Annotated in this window: 18 protein-coding genes and 1 tRNA gene; 11 read left to right on the forward strand and 8 right to left on the reverse strand. The window is 31.6% G+C overall.

The features are described from left to right. Positions 1-5: 5 nt before the first annotated feature. Positions 6-1,766, reverse strand: coding sequence for an aspartate kinase (locus EU95_RS01775; protein ID WP_032522729.1), 1,761 nt, complete (start codon positions 1,764-1,766; stop codon positions 6-8). A gap of 39 nt (positions 1,767-1,805) precedes the next feature. Further along, entirely contained in the window at positions 1,806-2,807 is a 1,002-nt protein-coding gene (gene holA / locus EU95_RS01770) for a DNA polymerase III subunit delta (protein ID WP_032522730.1), read from the reverse strand. A gap of 58 nt (positions 2,808-2,865) precedes the next feature. On the opposite strand from holA, the gene EU95_RS01765 reads away from it, so the two are divergent. After that, the gene (locus EU95_RS01765) at positions 2,866-3,489 is read left to right on the forward strand and encodes a precorrin-8X methylmutase (RefSeq protein WP_032522731.1); all 624 of its coding nucleotides are present in this window, start codon (positions 2,866-2,868) and stop codon (positions 3,487-3,489) included. 31 nt (positions 3,490-3,520) lie between these two features. Here EU95_RS01765 and mutS read toward each other — a convergent pair whose 3' ends face one another. Then, the gene (mutS, locus tag EU95_RS01760) at positions 3,521-6,262 is read right to left on the reverse strand and encodes a DNA mismatch repair protein MutS (protein ID WP_032522732.1); all 2,742 of its coding nucleotides are present in this window, start codon (positions 6,260-6,262) and stop codon (positions 3,521-3,523) included. Between the two features lie 141 nt (positions 6,263-6,403). Here mutS and psbZ point away from each other — a divergent pair, with 141 nt between their 5' ends. The 4 genes from psbZ to EU95_RS01740 all read left to right on the forward strand — a co-directional run bounded on the left by psbZ (position 6,404) and on the right by EU95_RS01740 (position 7,734). Continuing rightward, entirely contained in the window at positions 6,404-6,601 is a 198-nt protein-coding gene (gene psbZ / locus EU95_RS01755; RefSeq protein ID WP_002807211.1) for a photosystem II reaction center protein PsbZ, read from the forward strand. 48 nt (positions 6,602-6,649) lie between these two features. Beyond that, positions 6,650-7,126: a 6,7-dimethyl-8-ribityllumazine synthase gene (gene ribH / locus EU95_RS01750; RefSeq protein ID WP_032522733.1), complete on the forward strand. Its 477-nt coding sequence runs from the start codon at positions 6,650-6,652 to the stop codon at positions 7,124-7,126. 61 nt (positions 7,127-7,187) lie between these two features. Beyond that, positions 7,188-7,259 (forward strand) — tRNA-Gly (locus EU95_RS01745). 43 nt (positions 7,260-7,302) lie between these two features. Next, on the forward strand, positions 7,303-7,734 hold the full coding sequence (locus EU95_RS01740; protein WP_032522734.1) for a nuclear transport factor 2 family protein: 432 nt from the start codon (positions 7,303-7,305) through the stop codon (positions 7,732-7,734). A gap of 26 nt (positions 7,735-7,760) precedes the next feature. On the opposite strand, the gene EU95_RS01735 is transcribed toward EU95_RS01740, so the two are convergent. Next, on the reverse strand, positions 7,761-8,216 hold the full coding sequence (locus tag EU95_RS01735; RefSeq protein ID WP_032522735.1) for a GNAT family N-acetyltransferase: 456 nt from the start codon (positions 8,214-8,216) through the stop codon (positions 7,761-7,763). A 173-nt stretch (positions 8,217-8,389) separates the two neighbouring features. Here EU95_RS01735 and secA point away from each other — a divergent pair, with 173 nt between their 5' ends. Then, entirely contained in the window at positions 8,390-11,227 is a 2,838-nt protein-coding gene (gene secA / locus EU95_RS01730; protein ID WP_193742498.1) for a preprotein translocase subunit SecA, read from the forward strand. Here secA and cysE read toward each other — a convergent pair. The 4 genes from cysE to miaA all read right to left on the reverse strand — a co-directional run bounded on the left by cysE (position 11,224) and on the right by miaA (position 14,557). Beyond that, a complete protein-coding gene (gene cysE / locus EU95_RS01725; protein WP_032522737.1) occupies positions 11,224-11,958 on the reverse strand; it encodes a serine O-acetyltransferase in 735 nt (244 codons plus the stop codon). The two genes, secA and cysE, sit on opposite strands and share 4 nt — an antisense overlap. A 6-nt stretch (positions 11,959-11,964) precedes the next feature. Then, the gene (locus EU95_RS01720) at positions 11,965-12,951 is read right to left on the reverse strand and encodes a GntR family transcriptional regulator (protein ID WP_032522738.1); all 987 of its coding nucleotides are present in this window, start codon (positions 12,949-12,951) and stop codon (positions 11,965-11,967) included. A gap of 78 nt (positions 12,952-13,029) precedes the next feature. Continuing rightward, positions 13,030-13,602 (reverse strand): translation initiation factor IF-3, encoded by a 573-nt coding sequence (gene infC / locus EU95_RS01715; RefSeq protein ID WP_032522739.1) that lies wholly within the window; start codon positions 13,600-13,602, stop codon positions 13,030-13,032. Between the two features lie 55 nt (positions 13,603-13,657). Next, positions 13,658-14,557 (reverse strand): tRNA (adenosine(37)-N6)-dimethylallyltransferase MiaA, encoded by a 900-nt coding sequence (miaA, locus tag EU95_RS01710; RefSeq protein ID WP_032522740.1) that lies wholly within the window; start codon positions 14,555-14,557, stop codon positions 13,658-13,660. Positions 14,558-14,707: 150 nt separating this feature from the next. Here miaA and gyrB point away from each other — a divergent pair, with 150 nt between their 5' ends. Genes gyrB through mgtE form a run of 5 tightly spaced genes read left to right on the forward strand, consistent with a single transcriptional unit; the run spans position 14,708 to position 19,145 of the window. Beyond that, the gene (gene gyrB / locus EU95_RS01705; RefSeq protein ID WP_032522741.1) at positions 14,708-16,675 is read left to right on the forward strand and encodes a DNA topoisomerase (ATP-hydrolyzing) subunit B; all 1,968 of its coding nucleotides are present in this window, start codon (positions 14,708-14,710) and stop codon (positions 16,673-16,675) included. Continuing rightward, the gene (locus tag EU95_RS01700; protein WP_032522742.1) at positions 16,672-17,001 is read left to right on the forward strand and encodes a hypothetical protein; all 330 of its coding nucleotides are present in this window, start codon (positions 16,672-16,674) and stop codon (positions 16,999-17,001) included. Before gyrB ends, EU95_RS01700 begins: the two co-directional genes overlap by 4 nt. 3 nt (positions 17,002-17,004) lie before the next feature. Further along, positions 17,005-17,370 (forward strand): FluC/FEX family fluoride channel, encoded by a 366-nt coding sequence (locus EU95_RS0109145; RefSeq protein ID WP_032522743.1) that lies wholly within the window; start codon positions 17,005-17,007, stop codon positions 17,368-17,370. A 1-nt stretch (position 17,371) separates the two neighbouring features. Continuing rightward, positions 17,372-17,701 carry a CrcB family protein gene (locus EU95_RS01695; RefSeq protein WP_032522769.1) on the forward strand — a complete coding sequence of 110 codons (330 nt, stop codon included), beginning with the start codon at positions 17,372-17,374 and terminating at the stop codon, positions 17,699-17,701. 43 nt (positions 17,702-17,744) lie between these two features. Then, positions 17,745-19,145, forward strand: a complete 1,401-nt coding sequence (gene mgtE / locus EU95_RS01690) for a magnesium transporter (RefSeq protein WP_032522744.1) — start codon at positions 17,745-17,747, stop codon at positions 19,143-19,145. Positions 19,146-19,203: the final 58 nt, after the last annotated feature.

Here is a 19,203-nt window from a genome sequence, read left to right on the forward strand (position 1 = left end):
AAAACTTATTTCTCTAATTCGAAATGATTATGAATCGCATTAACTGCTCGGTCACAATCTTTTTCTAAGACAATACACGAAGTTCTAATTTCACTTGTGGCAATCATTTCAATATTGATATTTTGGTCAGCCAATGCTCTAAATATTTTTCCAGCCGTTCCAACCTTAAATGCCATTCCCGCTCCTACAGTACTTACTTTGGCTATAGCAGGGCCATCTTCAATGTATGATCCGGGTAATTTTTTTGTTAAGGCTTCAAAAACTAAGTTAGCTTTTTCTCTATCTTGTTTATTCATTGTAAGACTAATATCCTTAGTTTTTAAAGAGGAAATTCTTTCAGACTGAACGATAGTATCGATAAGTAAATTATTTTCAGCTAATGCTAAACATATCGATGCTGCTACTCCTGGACGATCAGGCAGTTTTCGAAAACTTACTTGAACTTGGTTTTTATCTAATGCAATTCCTCTTACTTCAGGTTGATCTTGTTTTGCATTGATTGGATTAACAAATATTTGTGTATCGGATAACTTAAATTTCTCAGCAATAAATCTAATAGCTTTTGGTATATTATTGATTTCAATTACACAGCTGACTTTAATTTCACTAGTAGCTATTAACCTGACATTTATATTCGCTTGAGATAAAGTATCAAATAAATCAGCTGAAATACTTGGTCTGCCCATAATGCCTGCTCCTTGAATACTTAATTTAGTCATGTTTGTTTTTAAGTTATATTCTCCTCCTAATTGACTAGTTATAAGTTCACATTGTTCTGCAGTCTTTTTAACTTCTAATTCACTAACAGTAAATGTAATATCATTTTTATTTCCATCATTAGTCGCTTGTATTATTAAATCTACACTAATACTTGCTTCTGAAAGTTTTTCAAAGATTTGTGCAGCAATCCCAGGCCTATCAGGAATATTTGAGAGACTGAATACTGCTTGGTTTTCTAATACCTCAAGACTATTGACTGTTTTTGTTAATTCTAAGCTTCCTCTTTTTAGTGGGAGAGGTTGGATTTGACTTTCTAGGAGAGTCCCACTTGACTCGCTTTGGCTTGATTTGACACACAATTTAATTCCATAATTGCGAGCAATTTCTACTGCTCTTGGATGAAGAACTGAAGCACCGACACTTGCAAGTTCAAGCATTTCCTCGCAGCTAATTTTATCTAAGAGTTTTGCATTAGGAACAATTCTTGGATCAGTAGTAAGAACCCCTGGAACGTCTGTGTAAATTTCGCACGTCTCAGCTCCTAAAGCTGTTGATAAAGCTACTGCGGAAGTATCTGAACCACCTCTACCCAAAGTTGTAATTTCCATTGAACCCGTATGGCTTAATGTTGTTCCTTGAAATCCAGCCACTACAACTACAAAACCCTGATTTATATAGTTTTGGATCCTTTCTGTTTTAATATCCAGAATTCTCGCTTTCCCATGAATTGATTCAGTAATAATTCCAACCTGGCTACCGGTCATTGAAATTGCAGGGATTCCGTATTCGTTTAATGCCATTGAGAGAAGAGCTATGGTTATTTGCTCTCCAGTGGAGAGAAGCATATCCAATTCTCTTCGATTAGGATTTTTACTAATTGATTCTGCTAAAAAATTTAAATCATCTGTAGTTTGCCCCATTGCAGAGACAACTACGACAATTTCATTTCCTTCTTCTTTACTTTGACAGATGCTACTTGCAATATTTTTAATTTTTTTAATATCACCTACAGAAGTACCGCCAAATTTTTTTACTAGTAAAGCCATATTTAAATCATAATGTAAATTCTTAAACTTATAATTTGGTTAACTTAAATTAATTAATTTCTCTGTAAAAACATTTATAGGATTATTACCTTGTTTTAGTAATGATTCAATATCTAGTAAGTTACTCATTAAATTTATTAAGTATTCTTGAGATACATTTTTGACTTTTCTTCGAATAAAAAAAATTCTTTTTGGATTAGAAATTCCTGCAAGATTACAAATCTTTTCTGCATTATCGTAACCTGAATTAACTGCTAATTTTATAATGGTATGAATTCTTATTTGACTAATTAAACCTGCATTTAGTCTTAAAGCAGGTTCTCCTTTCTGTAAGGAATAATTTATTTCTATGAGGCTTTCATTAATATTTTTTTGTAGGAGGAGATCAATGATTTTGAAAATATTGGATTGATGATCACTAAATATTTTTTTTACATCAATACTTTTAAGAAAAAGTTGTGACTTCGAATCACTGGATACTGCAGAAAGGTATGTTTTTGCTTTGGCTAATTCATTTATTAGTTTAAAACTATCATTACCAACTGAATCAATTATTAATTCAGTTGCATTTTGATCAATTTTGATATTCATTTCATTTGCTGCATCTTCTAAAAATCTTTTTTGTCCTTCATAGTCCCAGATTTCCGGTAAAGAAAATGACTTTTCTTTAGCTAAATTATTTTTGATAAGTTTTTGTAAAAATTTAGTACTTTTTAGTCTTGAGTCTGGTTTTTTTGTATTTTGTAAAATGAAATAAGTATTTTGAGGTATATTGTCATGAATTTTCTCAAATTTAGTTCTTAGATCCTCATTTTTGGCAGTAAAAATTGGATTATTTTTTAATGTAACAATTCTGTATCCCTCTCCAAAAGGAGGTGTAAGAACTTCATCAAAAGCTTTATTGACTTGCTCATCATCATCTCCATTTAAATTAGTAACGTTTATTTCTTTCAATTCTTTGCATACTTCCTTGTCAATTAATTTTTGAATAAATGTATCTTGAGCATTTAAATCATTACCCCATAATATTTGTATTGGCATAATCGCTCAATAAAAACCATATATTAACTATGATTACTTCTAACACAAATTAAATTTAATGGTAATAGATCATCCAATTTTTTTGGAAAGCATCAGATTCATAAGATCTCATTTATTAGCCAATGATCTAAATTATTTGGAAAAAAAAGTGTTAGAGAGATTAGTCCATACTTCAGGAGATTTTTCAGTTCAAAATCTTTTAAATTTTAGTGAAGGTGCTTGCGAAAAAGGGCTTCAGGCACTTAAAAATGGCGCCCCGATTTTAACTGATACTGATATGGCTGCAGCAGCAATAAAATCCATGGCAGAAAATACCACTAGCAATAAAGTATTCACCGCTAGAATGTGGTTTGGAAAAAACAATAATACAAACTTAACTAAAACTGCATATGGTTTAAGTGAAGGTTGGAAGGAGTTATCCGCAATGAATTCTGGAAGCAAATCACCTATTGTAGCGATTGGCAGTTCGCCTACAGCGTTAACTTATTTAATTGATATTTTAGAGAATGCAAAAGATTTACCAAGTTTAATTATCGCAATGCCTGTTGGATTTATTGGAGTAGAGAAAAGCAAAAACAAACTAATTTCTACCGATCTTCCTAGAATTGTTTTGAATTCAACTAGAGGAGGTGCTGCCATGGCAGCTGCTGCGGTCAACGCCTTATTGAGGGAAACTATTTAAAAAGTATTTATTTTATAAAAATGTCAAAAATCTACTTAATATCATAATTTAATTTGTTATTTTCTTCTAATGAATTTAAAACTGATTTTGCTTTTTCTATAACTTCTTTTGGAACTCCTGCTAATTTAGCTGCTTCTATGCCATAGCTTTTGTTTGAGCCCCCTTTAACAATCCTGTGGCTAAAAATTAGCTGATCATTATTTTGTTCTACTAAAACTTGAAAATTTTGTATATTCGTATTTGAATTTTTTAAATAATTAAGCTCATGATAGTGCGTAGCAAAAATAGTATTACATTGAATTTGTTTTGCAAGATATTCACTTACAGACCAAGCAATTGAAAGTCCATCAAAAGTAGATGTTCCTCTGCCTATCTCATCAAGTAAAACTAGTGAGTTAGAAGTTGCCTGATTTAGAATTGACGCAGTTTCAGACATTTCTACCATAAATGTTGATTGTCCAGATGATTGATCATCAACTGCCCCAATTCTTGTGAAAATCCTATCTGCAATCTTAATTTCAGCATTATTAGCAGGAACAAAGCTACCAATTTGTGTAAGAATTTGTATTAAACCAAGTTGTCTTATAAAGCAACTTTTTCCGCTTGCATTAGGACCGGTTAATATAATTAATTTTTGATTATCATCAAAAGAGATATCGTTTGCTACAAACTTTTTATCACTTAACAATTGCTCTACAATTGGATTTCTTCCTGCGATAATTTTTGTACTATTTTTTGTCATTGAATCATTTATTGGTATTAGTGAAGGTTTTATAAAATTGTTTTCTACTGAAGTAATTGATAAACCAAGCAGTGCATCAAGCGATGCTATGGATTTTGCGATTGATCTTATTTGTTTTGTTTTTTCAGCAACTATATTTCTTAATTCGCAGAAAATTTCATATTCTTTTGATGAAGCTCTACTTTTTATTTGGAAAATCTTATTTTCTTTATTTTTAATTTCAGAAGTGATATACCTTTCTTCATTAGTAAGTGTTTGCCTTTTGATCCAATGTTGTGGAGCTAAATTAACTTTTGACTTATTTATCGAAATGTAATAACCAAAATTTTTATGAAATTGAATTTTTAGGTTTGAAATTTTGCTAATTTTCCTTTCTTTTAATTCCTCTTTATTTAGCCACTCAGAGTAATCATCCATTAAATTGCGTAAACCATCTAATATATTGTCAACACCATCATGGATCATGCCTCCTTCACTAATATTTAGAGGAGGATTATCTATTAGTTTAAAACTTATAGTATCAGCTAATTTTAAGAGTCCTTCATCAATATTTTTTAATTGATCAGTCCAATCTGGGAGATTATATTTAAATAATTCAATTATGGATTTTAGTCTAGGCAATTTTTTTAAACCTTCAGATATTGCAATTAAGTCTCTGGGACTTGCATGACCTGCACAAGCTCTACCTGCAAGTCTTTCTAAATCCCCCATTGCTCTAAGTAAATTTTGGGTATCTGTACGTAATTTTTTAGATTCAATAAAGTTTGTAATTATATTTTGTCTTTTATAAATTTCATTAACGTTTAATAATGGTGAATCTATCCACCTTCTTAAACACCTTGCACCCATGCAAGTGTAAGTTCTATCAATACTCCATAGCAGCGAACCTACATAATTGTTTTCTCTTTGTGTATTTTTGATTTCTAAGTTTTTTTGAGTTTGATAATCAATAATTAATTTGTTGTGACCATATTGGATTTGTGGAAAGTCTAATGAGATTTTTAAAGAAGAATCTTTATCTAAATTTGAAGGATTAATTTTTTCTAAATAATTTAATAAACCTCCAAGTGATCTAGTTGCATTGTTTAAATTTTTAAGTCCTATTCCCTCTAGGTTTGAAATTTGGAAATAATTTTTTATTAGATAATTTGCTTCATTAATTCCAAAATTAGTCTCTTGAGAAACAGTATATGTAATTTGACTATTACCTTTAATTAATAAATTTCTTACTGCATTGTTTCCTACAATGATTTCTGAAGAATCTAATTTAATAATTTCATCAAATAGTTTTGTCAGAGATTGGCCTTCTAAAGTTATTAATTCTCCTGTGCTTACATCAGCTTTTGATATACCCCATTCATAAGATTCGTCTGAGTTTTCTTCTGATAAGTAAATAGCAGAAATCCAATTATTTTTCTTTGCTATCAACATCCCCTCTTCAATTACAGTTCCAGGAGTAATTATTCTTGTTATTCCTCTTTTAATTGGAGTCCCATAATTTCCAGAACTTTTTTCTAATTGATCGCAAATAACAACAGAATAATTTTTCTTAATTAAATCAGCACAATATCTCTCCATTGCATGATGGGGAACCCCTGCCATAGGGATCTTGCCAATCTCTTTGCCAGCATCTTTACTGGTAAGAGTTATTTCTAAAAGGTTAGATATTAATACAGCGTCCTCAAAAAAACATTCAAAAAAATCTCCTAATCTATAAAGTAATAACCTATCCTTATTTTCTTCTTTTAGAGTTACATAATGCTTCATTACAGGAGTTAATTTCAGTTTTGAAACTGTTTTATAGCTATAAGATTCTTCATTGATGCAAACATTTTTGTTATTTGAAATTAAATCAGTCTTGAATTTATTTATTAAATTAGTTGAATTTTTTCTTTGTCTGGGCCTTTTTTGCGATTCTTTTTTTAAATCTTCCAAAGATAAATCTTCTGGAATTTTTGTTATTTCTTTTTGCTCATTATTATCATTACCAATCGCAAATAAATTCTTTTGAATTATCGTATCTTCTTGCATACTTTTTTAATTCCTAAATAGATATTAGGTAGATTTTTTTTTTTTGCATTTAATAGTGGCTAAAGTATGTAAATTTTCTCTAAAAATTATCATTTTCATGAGATTATAGTATTTATAATGTTTGAAACCTAAGATTAAATTATGCAGGCTGTTAACTTTTTTTTCGTAAATGCTCTTTTATTTGCTTCTTTAATTGCGGTAGTTGGAGTACCCGTTTTATATGTGACTCAACCTTCTACTGAGGAAGGACAGCGAGAAAGTAGGAGAAAAATTTATTCTATTGCTGCTGTTTGGGTTGTTTTGGTTTTTGTTACAGGGATAGTTTCTTCATTAGTTTGAACTTAATACCTTTTCGTGAGAGTCTATTAATATATCTAAGTAAATTTAATGGCAATTTTTGAGGGTTCTTTTACTAATGCCTCTTCTTTAAAAGTTGGGATTGTAATAGCAAGATTTAATGATCTAATTACAAATAAAATTTTATCTGGTTGTCTTGATTGTTTAAAAAGACATGGTTTAGATACTTCTGAATTAAGCGATCAAGTAGATATAGTTTGGGTTCCTGGTTCATTCGAATTACCAATCGCAGCTAAAACACTCATGAAAAAAAAGAGTTATGACGTTGTCATTGCTCTTGGCGCTGTGATCCGTGGTGAAACTTCCCACTATGATGTCGTTATATCTGAAGCGAGCAAAGGTATTTCGCAAGTTTCAAATGAAAATAATGTTCCAATTATTTTTGGAGTTTTAACTACTGATACTATGCAGCAGGCTTTAGAAAGAGCAGGGATTAAAAATAATCTTGGTTGGAATTATGCTTTACAAGCAATTGAGATGGGATCCTTAATTAAAAATTTAAATTAATTGAAAAAATTTAATTATTTTTATCATTGATCCCTTCTTTGAGATAAAATAAAAAAGTTATGCGGATGTAGCTCAGTGGTAGAGCATCTCCTTGCCAAGGAGAATGTCGAGAGTTCGAATCTCTTCATCCGCTTTTAAAGTTTTTATCTTTTAAGATATTCTTAAAAAATTTCGAAATGGCAAGAGTAATTTCTATTGAGGATTTAAAGGGATTATTTACTAAACCTTATGGTAAGGATGCACCAACAAAACAAAAATGGGCTGAATTTTATAATGAGGATGTTATTTTTACAGACCCAACCCAGGAAACAGAGGGCTTAGATTCTTATGTTAAAGCTCAAGAAAAGCTAGTTAAAAGATGTGATGATGTTTTTTTAGAAACTCATGCAATTTCCATAACTGGGGATTGTGGATTTGTTGAATGGACAATGGGTTTAAAAATTATGGGTAAAGAATTTATTTATCCTGGAACTACTCGTTTATTATTTGGTGAAAATGGATTAATTAAAGAGCACAGAGATTACTTTGATTTTTGCGGACCAACTTTTGGGCCGGTTCCTATTTTAGGACCTTTTATAAGATGGCTTTATAGTAAATTTGTATCTTGATTTTGTTTCTCTAGAAACAAGGTGCTTTATATTTCACGTATTAATAAATTTTGAGAAGTAACTTCTTTAAAATCAATTTGAGAATAAAATAATTTTTTATTTGTAGTCATTAAATACAATTTTTTTGTATTTTTAATTTTTTCTGAAGATAAAAGATTTTTTACAATTAATGTACCAAAACCTTGGCCTTGGTGATTTTGATCTATAACAATATCCCAAAGCACTCCGCGATAAATCCCATCGGTTAAAGCTCTTCCAAAACCAACTATTTCCTTACCAACCCAAAGACTTATTATGACATCACTGTTAGCAAGGCATTTTTTTAGATCATTAATTGTTCTATTTTTTGCCCAGAAAGCATTGTTATCTAATAATTTTTGTAGCTTAATTAATCCGTTCGTGGGTTTCAGATTAGGACCTAATCCAAAAACCCTTAACCCTAAAGCTCCATTGGCATGTTTAATTAGAGATATTTCTTTCATTTATTAAAAAGATTTTGAGAAGTAATGTCAGCTAGGTTATTTTTATGACTTTAATCTAAATACCTTAATCGATCGTTTCTATAAAATAAAGAGATAACATTTTTCTTCATTCTGTTGTAACGCACTGATTTATAATGTTTGTAATAAAATAAACTACTGAAGGAAATTTACTTATGCTAAAACTTTTGTTGGGAGATCCGAATACACGAAAGTTAAAGCGCTATCAACCAATAGTGGAAGAGATAAATTTTTTAGAAGAAGAAATTTCTCAATTGACTGATGATGAGCTTAGAAAAGAAACTCAAAATCTTAAATCAACGATTTCATCAGAATTAGATTTTAAAAAACAAAAAGAACTCTTGGAAGAATTTCTTCCTAAAGCCTTCGCAATAGTAAGAGAAGCAAGTAAACGTGTTCTTGATATGAGACATTTTGATGTGCAGTTAATAGGCGGGATGGTTTTAAACGAGTGTCAAATTGCTGAGATGAAAACTGGAGAGGGAAAAACTCTTGTCGCAACATTACCTTGTTATTTAAATGCTCTTACTGGAAAAGGTGTTCATGTTGTTACCGTAAATGATTATTTAGCTAGAAGGGATGCAGAGTGGATGGGACAAGTTCATCGTTTTTTAGGTTTATCCGTTGGTTTGATTCAGCAAGATATGAATCCAGTTGAGAGAAAGAAAAATTATGATTGTGATATAACTTATGCCACTAATTCAGAATTAGGATTTGATTATTTAAGAGATAATATGGCTACAGATATTAATGAGGTAGTTCAAAGAAAATTCAATTACTGTGTAATTGATGAGGTTGATTCAATATTAATTGATGAAGCAAGAACCCCTCTAATCATTTCTGGCCAAGTTGAAAGACCACAAGAAAAATATCAAAAAGCTTCAGAATTATCTCTGGTATTAGTCAAAGCAAAAGAATTAAGTAAAGATGGAATTGATCCAGAAGGCGATTATGAAGTTGATGAAAAACAGAGAAGTTGTATCTTAACTGATCAGGGTTTCGCAAAATGCGAAGAGTATTTGGGAGTTAATGATTTATATAATCCTCAAGATCCTTGGGCTCATTATATAACTAACGCTTTAAAAGCTAAAGAATTATTTATTAAAGATGTAAATTATATTATTAAGAACGATGAGGCTGTGATAGTGGATGAATTTACTGGTAGGGTAATGCCTGGAAGACGTTGGAGTGATGGACAACATCAGGCAATAGAAGCGAAAGAAAGTCTTAAAATTCAGCCTGAGACTCAAACATTAGCATCCATTACTTATCAGAATTTCTTTCTCCTATATCCCGGGCTGGCAGGTATGACGGGAACTGCAAAAACTGAGGAGGTTGAATTCGAAAAAACTTATAAATTAGAATCAACAGTTATACCAACAAATCAAACAAGAAAGAGACAAGATTGGTCTGATCAAGTATTTAAGACAGAGATTGGTAAATGGAAAGCCGTTGCCAGAGAAACTGCACAAATTCATAGAGATGGTAGACCTGTTTTAGTCGGTACAACAAGCGTTGAAAAAAGTGAGTTATTAAGTTCACTACTATCTGAAGAAAAAATTCCGCATAATTTGTTAAATGCTAAGCCAGAGAACGTTGAACGTGAAGCGGAAATTGTTGCTCAGGCAGGGAGAGCTGGTGCAGTGACTATTGCGACTAATATGGCTGGAAGGGGAACAGATATAATTCTTGGCGGTAATAGTGACTATATGTCAAGACTCAAGTTAAAAGAAATTTTAGTTCCTATTCTTGTTAAACCTGATAATGAGCATAAGCCACCCATCCCTAAACAAAAAAATTTAAAGTCTAAGAGCGGCTTTTCTTCAAAAGAAGACTTAAATTTTAAAAAGAAAATCCCAAACTCTTCAAATAGTCTTTTCCCTTGCAAGCTTGATGAAGAAATTGAAAAGAAACTCACTTTTTTATCTAATGAACTTGTAAAAAATTGGGGAGATAGACAACTTTCTGTTTTGGAACTAGATGACAGGATAGCTACAGCTGCAGAAAAAGCACCAACTGAGGATGACTTGATTAAACTTTTAAGAGAATCATTATCGGATGTAAAAGAAGAATATGAAAAAGTTTTGATCCATGAAGAAGAAAAAGTAAGAGAAGCTGGCGGCTTACATGTCATTGGTACTGAGAGACATGAATCAAGAAGAGTTGATAATCAACTTAGAGGTAGAGCTGGAAGACAAGGTGATCTTGGAAGTACAAGATTCTTTTTATCTTTAGAAGATAATTTGCTAAGGATTTTTGGAGGTGATAGGGTAGCAAGTCTAATGAATGCATTTAGGGTTGATGAAGATATGCCTATTGAGTCAGGAATGCTCACTAGGTCTCTAGAAAGTGCTCAAAAGAAAGTTGAAACTTACTATTACGATATTAGAAAACAAGTGTTTGAATATGACGAAGTAATGAATAATCAAAGAAAAGCAGTTTATGGCGAAAGACTTAGAGTCTTGAAAGGAATTGACTTAAAACAACAAGTAATTGGTTATGGGGAAAGAACAATGAGTGAAATTGTAGAGGCTTATATTAATCCTGATCTTCCTCCTGAAGAATGGAATATTGATCAATTAATTTCTAAAGTCAAAGAATTTATATATTTATTAGATGATCTTAAGGCTGATGATATTAATTTACTGTCAATAGAAGAATTAAAAAACTATCTTCAAGAGCAATTAAGAATAGCTTATGATTTAAAGGAATCACAAATAGAAAAGATTCGTCCAGGATTAATGAGAGAAGCTGAAAGATTTTTCATTTTGCAGCAAATTGATAATTTGTGGAGAGAACATCTTCAATCCATGGATTCCCTTAGAGAATCTGTTGGATTAAGAGGTTATGGCCAAAAAGATCCTCTAATCGAATATAAAAATGAAGGATATGATATGTTTCTCGAAATGATGACAAATATGAGAAGAAATGTTATTTATTCAATGTTTATGTTTCAACCTAAAACTGAGGTAGATGATAAAAATAAGGTTTAATTATCGCCAAGAAATTCAAAAATTTCTTTATCTTTAATATTTTGGGAATCACCGAGTTTAGAAATATCAATAGATTCTGAGTTAGCAAGACATTGGAGAGTTTTTTGTAATTTAAGAATTTCATTTTCAAGTGAGTCTATCCTGTCCATTAAATTTTTTATCACATTAGCTTCTGCATCTGGTAAGGCAGAGTGAGCTAATGGATTTACTTTGACACCGCTTTGATGGACTACTCTACCAGGAACTCCAACTACAGTGCTATTTTCTTCTACATTCCTAACAACAACTGAACCCGCACCAATACGAGTATTAGAACCTACCGTTATAGATCCAAGAACTTTTGCACCTGCTCCAACAACAACATTTTCTTTCAAAGTTGGGTGTCTTTTTCCATGACTTTTGCCAGTGCCTCCTAGTGTTACTCCCTGATAAAGCAGACAATTATTCCCTATTACAGCTGTTTCACCAATCACAACGCCCATTCCATGGTCTATGAATACCCTTTTGCCTATTTTTGCTCCTGGATGGATTTCAATACCTGTTGCTAGCCTATTAAAATGACTCAAAAGACGTGGAATTAAAGGAATTTTTAATTGCCATAATTTATGAGTAAATCTATGAATAACTATTGATTGAAAGCCTGGGTAACAAAGAAAAATTTCTAAGATTCCTCTAGCGGCAGGATCCCTCTCTTTGATAATTTCAATATCTGATTTTAATGTTCTTAGCATCATGTTCTAATTAATAACTCCTATTTCTTTTTTTAATTGATTAATTGTTTCGATACTCAAATAATTTTTAGCGCATATAATTTGCGGTAATCGCATCAGTTGGGAGCGATTTTTTAATAATGCGTTTTCTACAACAGATAAGCTCGGACCATCACATACTATATAATTTGAAGTCTTTAAGAGGGATAGTAATCTACTATTATTATCCGAGATTGCAGTCATAAGAATTAATTCACTACCTCGCATGCTGTGTATGATAACTTCTGCTGCCCTCAATAAACCGGGGCTAATGCTAACTATACCTACACAATTTCCAGCATTTAATTCTTTCAGAATTTTTAATTCCTTTTGAAAGTCGCTTAAGTCAACTGCAATAGCTCGAATACCATGTCGCTTAGCAACTTTTTCTAGAGGCTGTAAAAAATATCTACTTGTGACGATAGTACCATTATTTGAATTAATTAGAACTTTATCTAATTCTTCCATAGGAACAACTTCAACTGGTACATTAATTTTTGGAGAGAGGTCTTCTGCTATTAACATTGAAGCGCCTATATCCTCTCTTGGAGTACTGACTATAATTTTTGCTCCGCATTTAATACGCCAATCAATTTCATTGGTTAATATTTCTCTAGTTTCTTGTAAAGTGCAGCCAAGATTTATGAAGTTATCAATAGACTTCTTCGCTTCTTGATTTGGCGGTTTGATTATTTTATTTTTTGAGTAAACTGATCTTTTTAACTCTCTATTAGTAAGATTATCTCTTACATAAATACCTGATCCAGCCATCGCTTCAACAACTCCATCTATTTCAAGTTGTCTGTAAACTTTGCTTATAGTATTTCGATGCAGTCCAGTCTGCATCGCAAGTTGCCTTGTACTAGGTAGTCTATGACCTGGAGGATAATGTCTCGATGCTATTGCAAAGCAAATTTGATTATAAAGCTGTGTAGATGCTGTGATATCACTTTCTTGTTGAATATGAAATCTCACTTTAGAAAAATCCTGATTAATTTATTTTGATCTATAGTGACACTTTAACATTCGTCATACTTTTTAGATAATAAATGCTTAATCGGCCTCTTTTTTGATCAAAGGAGTTTTTCTAGGGCTTAAGAACATAATCATGTTTCTTCCCTCTCTTTTGGGTTTTTGCTGGACTTCTGATTGTTCTTCCAAATCATCAGCCATTTTTAAAAGAAGTGTTTCAGCTAAATTTGAGTGTTGAATCTCTCTACCACGAAAAATTACAGTGCACTTTACTTTATCTCCCGATTTCAAGAATTTAGTAGCTTGGCCTATTCGTACGTCATAATCATGCTTGTCAATTTTATATCTCATTTTTACTTCTTTAACTTCTGTTTGGTGAGATTTCTTTCTTGCTTCTTTTGCTTTTTTCTCTTGTTCAAATTTATATTTTCCATAATCCATGATTCTACATACAGGAGGATTAGCTTTTTCGCTCACCAAAACTAAATCCAGTTCTCGTTGTGAGGCTATTTCTAATGCTTTCAATCTATCTATGACACCTAGTTGCTTTCCATCTGAATCAACTACTCTCAGCTGGGAGTAGTTGATTCTTTCATTAATGTTAGGGAGCTCTCTAACAGGAGTGCGGCGGTCAAAGCGTGGGCGTGGTGGCATTCAGTTAAATTAATAAATTGATTGGATGATGAATGAAATCTATTATTTTGTAAAGTTAGCCTAAAAAAGACTCTATTTTAATTATTGCATCTTTTAGCAGGTTTTTGTTATTAAGCCAAATAGGATTATTTTTATTACGAAACCATGTTTTTTGCCTTTTGGAAAATTGAATCGTTTTTGTACTAGTTAGTTCAATAGCCTTTTCAATCGTTAAATTATCATTCAAAACATTTCTTGCTTCACGGTAACCAATGGTTTCTAACATGGGCAATTCAGATCCATATTGAGAAATAATTTGTTTCGTCTCATCAATAATTCCAGATAAGAACATATTTTTTGTTCTTTGTAAAATTCTTTCTTTTAAATTGTCTCTATCTAATCCCAGTTCTAATATTTTCCAATCAGGTGGTTTTTGACTTTTTTGAATTGATAAAGGATTCCCTGTTACATAAAACACTTCTAAAGCTCTTATTGTTCTAATGTGATCAGCAAAATTTATGTTTTTTGCTGATATTGGATCACAAGTTTTTAAAAGTTCCCAACATTTTGTCTGCCCAAGTTCTTCTAATTGCTTTCTTAAATTTTTTTGCGGAGGGACATCTGGTACAAAAAACCCTTTTGTTATTGAATTCATATACAAACCACTTCCTCCAACAAGAAAAGGTAATTTATTTTTTTTAATTTCTTTTTTTAATGATTCTTGAGCAATTTTTTGAAATTGTTTAACGTTCATTGGATTGATAGGCTCTTCAATATCTATCAGGAAATGCTTTATTTTTTTTTGTTGATTCTTAGATGGTTTAGCTGTGCCAATATCCATAGACTTATAAATTTGTCTTGAATCGATATTATGTATATGAGTTTTGAAATATTCCGCAATCTCAATAGCTAATTCTGTTTTGCCACTTGCAGTTGGTCCAATTAGAACTATTACATGAGGTTTATAAGAAGACATATGAATTTCTGAAGAAAAATCTAATAGCTATATAATTAAAGTAATTAAATTTTTCATATACTTCGAGCCTTTCTTTTATTGCGGTGGTAAGTTTAATGAAAGTACTTTTAAAATAACATTTTAAAAGTTTAATGTTTTTTTTTATATTAAATGAGTGAGGACAAAAGATCTAATAAAATCTCAAATGACTATGGTGCGGAACAGATTCAGGTTTTAGAAGGTTTAGAACCTGTCCGTAAACGCCCTGGGATGTATATAGGTTCTACAGGTCCTAGAGGTTTGCATCATCTAGTTTATGAGGTCGTTGATAACTCTGTTGATGAAGCACTAGCAGGACATTGCGATCATATAGAAATAGTTCTTAGAGCAGATGGATCAGCCTCAATATCTGATAATGGACGAGGAATTCCAACAGATATTCATCCAAGGACAGGTAAAAGTGCCTTAGAAACTGTATTAACTGTTCTTCATGCGGGAGGTAAATTTGGAAGTGGTGGGTATAAAGTTTCGGGTGGCTTACATGGAGTAGGAATATCTGTAGTTAATGCTTTGAGCGAATGGGTTAATGTAACTGTATATAGGGATGGCAGTGAGTTTAATCAAAGATTTGAAAAAGGTGTATCAAAGGGGGAATTGGAAACTCAGAAGCAAACTACAAAACCTTTAAAGAAAGGAACTACTATTTCTTTCAAACCTGACATAACAATTTTTTCTGGAGGAATTGAATTTGAATATAATCTTCTTTCATCTAGATTAAGAGAATTAGCTTATCTTAATGGTGGAGTAAAAATTGTTTTTAGAGATGAGAGAAATAAATTGTCAGATGGTTCTTTCAAAGAAGAAATTTACTTATATCAAGGAGGTATTAAAGAATATGTTCAATACATGAATGCAGAAAAGGAATCTATTCATCCTGAGATTATTTATGTTGACTCACAGAAAGAAAACGTTTACGTAGAAGCAGCTCTGCAATGGTGTTCAGATGTATATTCTGATAATATTTTAGGTTTTGCTAATAATATTAGAACTATTGATGGAGGAACTCATATAGAAGGATTAAAGACAGTCTTGACGAGAACATTCAATAATCTTGCAAAAAAGAGAGGTAAAAGAAAAGATATTGAAAAAAATTTAGCAGGCGAAAATATTAGAGAGGGTTTGACAGTAGTTTTATCTGTTAAAGTTCCAGATCCCGAATTTGAAGGACAAACAAAAACAAAATTAGGGAATACTGAAGTAAGAGGAATTGTTGATTCTCTTATTGGGGATGCTCTTACAAAATATATGGAATTCAATCCAGGTGTTTTAGACTTAATTCTTGAAAAAGCAATTCAATCATTTAATGCAGCAGAAGCTGCAAGAAGGGCTAGGGAATTAGTGCGAAGAAAAAGTGTTCTTGAAAGTTCAACTTTGCCAGGTAAATTAGCAGATTGTAGTTCTAGAGATCCCTCAGAATCAGAAATTTATATCGTTGAGGGAGATTCTGCTGGAGGTTCTGCGAAACAAGGAAGAGATAGAAATTTTCAAGCTATTCTGCCTCTCAGGGGTAAAATCCTTAATATAGAAAAAACAGATGATACTAAAATATATAAAAATACTGAAATTCAATCACTAATAACAGCTCTCGGATTAGGAATAAAAGGAGAAGAGTTTGACGTTAGCTCTTTAAGATATCACAGAGTTGTAATTATGACTGATGCTGATGTTGATGGAGCTCATATAAGAACTTTATTACTGACATTTTTTTATAGATATCAAAGAGAACTAGTTGAAAGAGGTTTTATATATATTGCTTGTCCTCCTTTATATAAAGTGGAGAGAGGTAAAAATCATAAATACTGTTATAACGAGATTCAATTGAAGGATACAATTGCAGGTTTTGGAGAAAATGCAAATTATAATATCCAAAGATTTAAGGGATTAGGTGAGATGATGCCAAAACAATTGTGGGATACAACTATGAATCCTCAAACTAGGATGATGAAAAGAGTTGAAATCGAAGATGCGCTAGAAGCTGACAGAATATTTAATATTTTAATGGGAGATAAAGTTGCACCAAGAAGAGAGTTTATTGAAACCCATAGTAGCAACTTAGATATGGCAACTTTAGATATATGATTAATAATCTCCTTAAGAATTTTTGCTTAATTACTTTTGCCTTAATTGCTCCAATTACATTACCTGCTGGAGGAATACAAAAATGTTTAAATCAAAATAAGCTTTCCAATAATACAAAAGAAATCATTTTGAGTTGCAATACTTCTCTTTATTCTTTTCCTGAGATTAACTCTAAAGAATTATTAGTTCTTAATGGAGGTACAACTTTATCAATTTTGCGTAATTGGAAAGTAAGCGAAAATGAAATTTGGGTTAGGGTAGAATTAGGTTCTAATAAATTATTAGACGATCCTAATAAGATCACAAAGGGCTGGATAAAAATGTAAACCTTGGAATTTACCTCTATAAGTTTTGTTTTCTTAGGAAGTACCTTGGGATTAATACTTAGAATATTTATACAAAATAATTTCAAAATTATTATAGGATTTAATATACAAAGTACTTCAATAGTAAATTTCATAGCATCATTTTTTTTGGGAATTTTTGTAGCATTAAATTTTACTAGTAACCCCACTTTTTTGTTATTTTACAGTGGTTTTTTAGGTTGTTTTAGTACTTTTTCTTCGTTTATATATCAACTATTTGTTTTATTTCAAAAGAGGAAATTTATGCGTTTATTTTTTCACTATATAGAAGTAATTATGATTTCATTTCTTTTTTTTTATTTAGGTTACTTTTTTGTTCAATTTTTTTAAAGTGAAATTAAAAGGCTTAATTTGTTTATTTTTAGCTGGTTATTTAGGTACTTTTTTTAGATTATATATAGATAATAACTTTCTTATATCCATACTTGGATCATTTTTCGTTGGTTTTTTTATTAGCAAAAGATTAAGTTACTCAAGCGAAAAGATTTTATTCAGTGGTTTTTTTTCTTGCTTTACATCCTTTAGCGGATTTATATATTTTTTATTCAAAGTTTTGAATCAAGGAAGTTGGATAAAGTTTATAATTTTTTTTAATTTAATTATTATCTTAAACTTATTAACAATGTATTTTGGGTTCTGGATAAGTAGAAAATTTACTTAAATTTCATATAATAGTGTTGTTACTTTGATGAGGAATTATATACATGAATGACAATAATCTTGAACCTGTTACATCCTTACCTTCAGACTTGAGCACTCAAGAAAATATTACTATTCAACTTGAAAAATTGCTTGTGGCAGGAAATTATGATGAGGCAAAGTTACTTTTAGAACCTTCTCAACCAGTTGATATTGCAGATGCTATTGGAAGCCTTCCATTAATATTGCAGGCATTGGCATTTCGATTGTTAAAAAAAAATGAGGCAATTGAGGTTTATGAATATTTAGATCCAATAGTTCAGCAAACTTTATTAGACAGACTTCGTTCAGGAGAAGTTTTAGAAATCGTTGAAAAAATGTCTCCTGATGATAGGGTTCAACTCTTTGATGAATTACCAGCGAAAGTTGTAAGAAAATTTTTGTCTGCTCTTAGTCCTGGTGAAAGAAAAGTGACAGCTGAACTACTTGGATATGAGCCTGAAACTGCTGGAAGATTAATGACAACTGAATTTATAGACCTTAAGGAGATGCAAACAGCAGCTGAGGCTCTTTCTTTAGTTAGAAAACGAGCTCCGTTTACAGAAACTATTTATAGTTTATACGTGACGGATAAAGAAAGGCACTTAACGGGTATTCTTTCTTTAAGAGATCTTGTAACTGCTGATCCTTCTAAACCAATTGGAGATGTCATGACAAGAGATGTAGTTAATATTTCTACTAATACGAATCAAGAGGAGGTCGCGAGAGCTATACAAAGATATGATTTTTTAGCGCTCCCTGTTGTAGATAAAGAAAAAAGGCTGGTAGGCATAGTAACTGTCGATGACTTAATTGATGTAATAGAGCAAGAAGCAACAAGAGATATCTACGCGGCGGGAGCAGTTCAACCTGGAGATGAGGATGATTATTTCCAAAGTAATCTTTTTACGATAGCTCGTCGAAGAATTTTGTGGTTGTTAATTTTGGTATTGGCAAATGGTTTGACAACAAAAGTTATAGCGATGAATGATCAAATATTGAAAGATGTAGTTTTACTAGCTGCATTTATACCCCTCCTTATAGGTACTGGAGGCAATGTTGGTGCTCAAAGTTCAACGGTTGTAATTAGAGGCTTAAGTACTCAAAAATTGAAATCTCTTGGTGCAATAAGGTCAGTAGTTAAAGAAGCGATAACAGGGGCTATTTTAGGGGTTTTGATGATGCTAGTAGTATTTCCCTTTGCTTGGTGGCAAGGAGAGGGACCTTTAATAGCCTTCGCTGTTGGAATAAGTTTAATATCGATAACGACTTTAGCTGCTGCAACTGGCGCTATACTCCCTTTGTTGTTTGACAGAATGAAATTGGATCCGGCTTTAATGTCCTCTCCCTTCATAACAACAGTTACTGATATTGCAGGTGTATTTATTTATCTAAATACTGCAAAATGGTTATTAAGCTCTTCATAAACAGAAATCCACTAGGTATTTATTCTCATTTTTGTTAAATTGTGGATTTTTTTGTTTA

Origin of the sequence: Prochlorococcus marinus str. MIT 9201, assembly GCF_000759955.1 — a bacterium.
Lineage (GTDB): Bacteria > Cyanobacteriota > Cyanobacteriia > PCC-6307 > Cyanobiaceae > Prochlorococcus_A > Prochlorococcus_A marinus_G.

Bases quoted from the DNA above. Each gene is read 5' to 3' on its own strand.
- EU95_RS01775 (WP_032522729.1), bottom strand. From the start codon at position 1,766: ATGGCTTTACTAGTAAAAAAATTTGGCGGTACTTCTGTAGGTGATATT.
- holA (WP_032522730.1), bottom strand. From the start codon at position 2,807: ATGCCAATACAAATATTATGGGGTAATGATTTAAATGCTCAAGATACA.
- EU95_RS01765 (WP_032522731.1), top strand. From the start codon at position 2,866: ATGGTAATAGATCATCCAATTTTTTTGGAAAGCATCAGATTCATAAGA.
- mutS (WP_032522732.1), bottom strand. From the start codon at position 6,262: ATGCAAGAAGATACGATAATTCAAAAGAATTTATTTGCGATTGGTAAT.
- psbZ (WP_002807211.1), top strand. From the start codon at position 6,404: ATGCAGGCTGTTAACTTTTTTTTCGTAAATGCTCTTTTATTTGCTTCT.
- ribH (WP_032522733.1), top strand. From the start codon at position 6,650: ATGGCAATTTTTGAGGGTTCTTTTACTAATGCCTCTTCTTTAAAAGTT.
- EU95_RS01740 (WP_032522734.1), top strand. From the start codon at position 7,303: ATGGCAAGAGTAATTTCTATTGAGGATTTAAAGGGATTATTTACTAAA.
- EU95_RS01735 (WP_032522735.1), bottom strand. From the start codon at position 8,216: ATGAAAGAAATATCTCTAATTAAACATGCCAATGGAGCTTTAGGGTTA.
- secA (WP_193742498.1), top strand. From the start codon at position 8,390: ATGCTAAAACTTTTGTTGGGAGATCCGAATACACGAAAGTTAAAGCGC.
- cysE (WP_032522737.1), bottom strand. From the start codon at position 11,958: ATGCTAAGAACATTAAAATCAGATATTGAAATTATCAAAGAGAGGGAT.
- infC (WP_032522739.1), bottom strand. From the start codon at position 13,602: ATGCCACCACGCCCACGCTTTGACCGCCGCACTCCTGTTAGAGAGCTC.
- miaA (WP_032522740.1), bottom strand. From the start codon at position 14,557: ATGTCTTCTTATAAACCTCATGTAATAGTTCTAATTGGACCAACTGCA.
- gyrB (WP_032522741.1), top strand. From the start codon at position 14,708: ATGAGTGAGGACAAAAGATCTAATAAAATCTCAAATGACTATGGTGCG.
- EU95_RS01700 (WP_032522742.1), top strand. From the start codon at position 16,672: ATGATTAATAATCTCCTTAAGAATTTTTGCTTAATTACTTTTGCCTTA.
- mgtE (WP_032522744.1), top strand. From the start codon at position 17,745: ATGAATGACAATAATCTTGAACCTGTTACATCCTTACCTTCAGACTTG.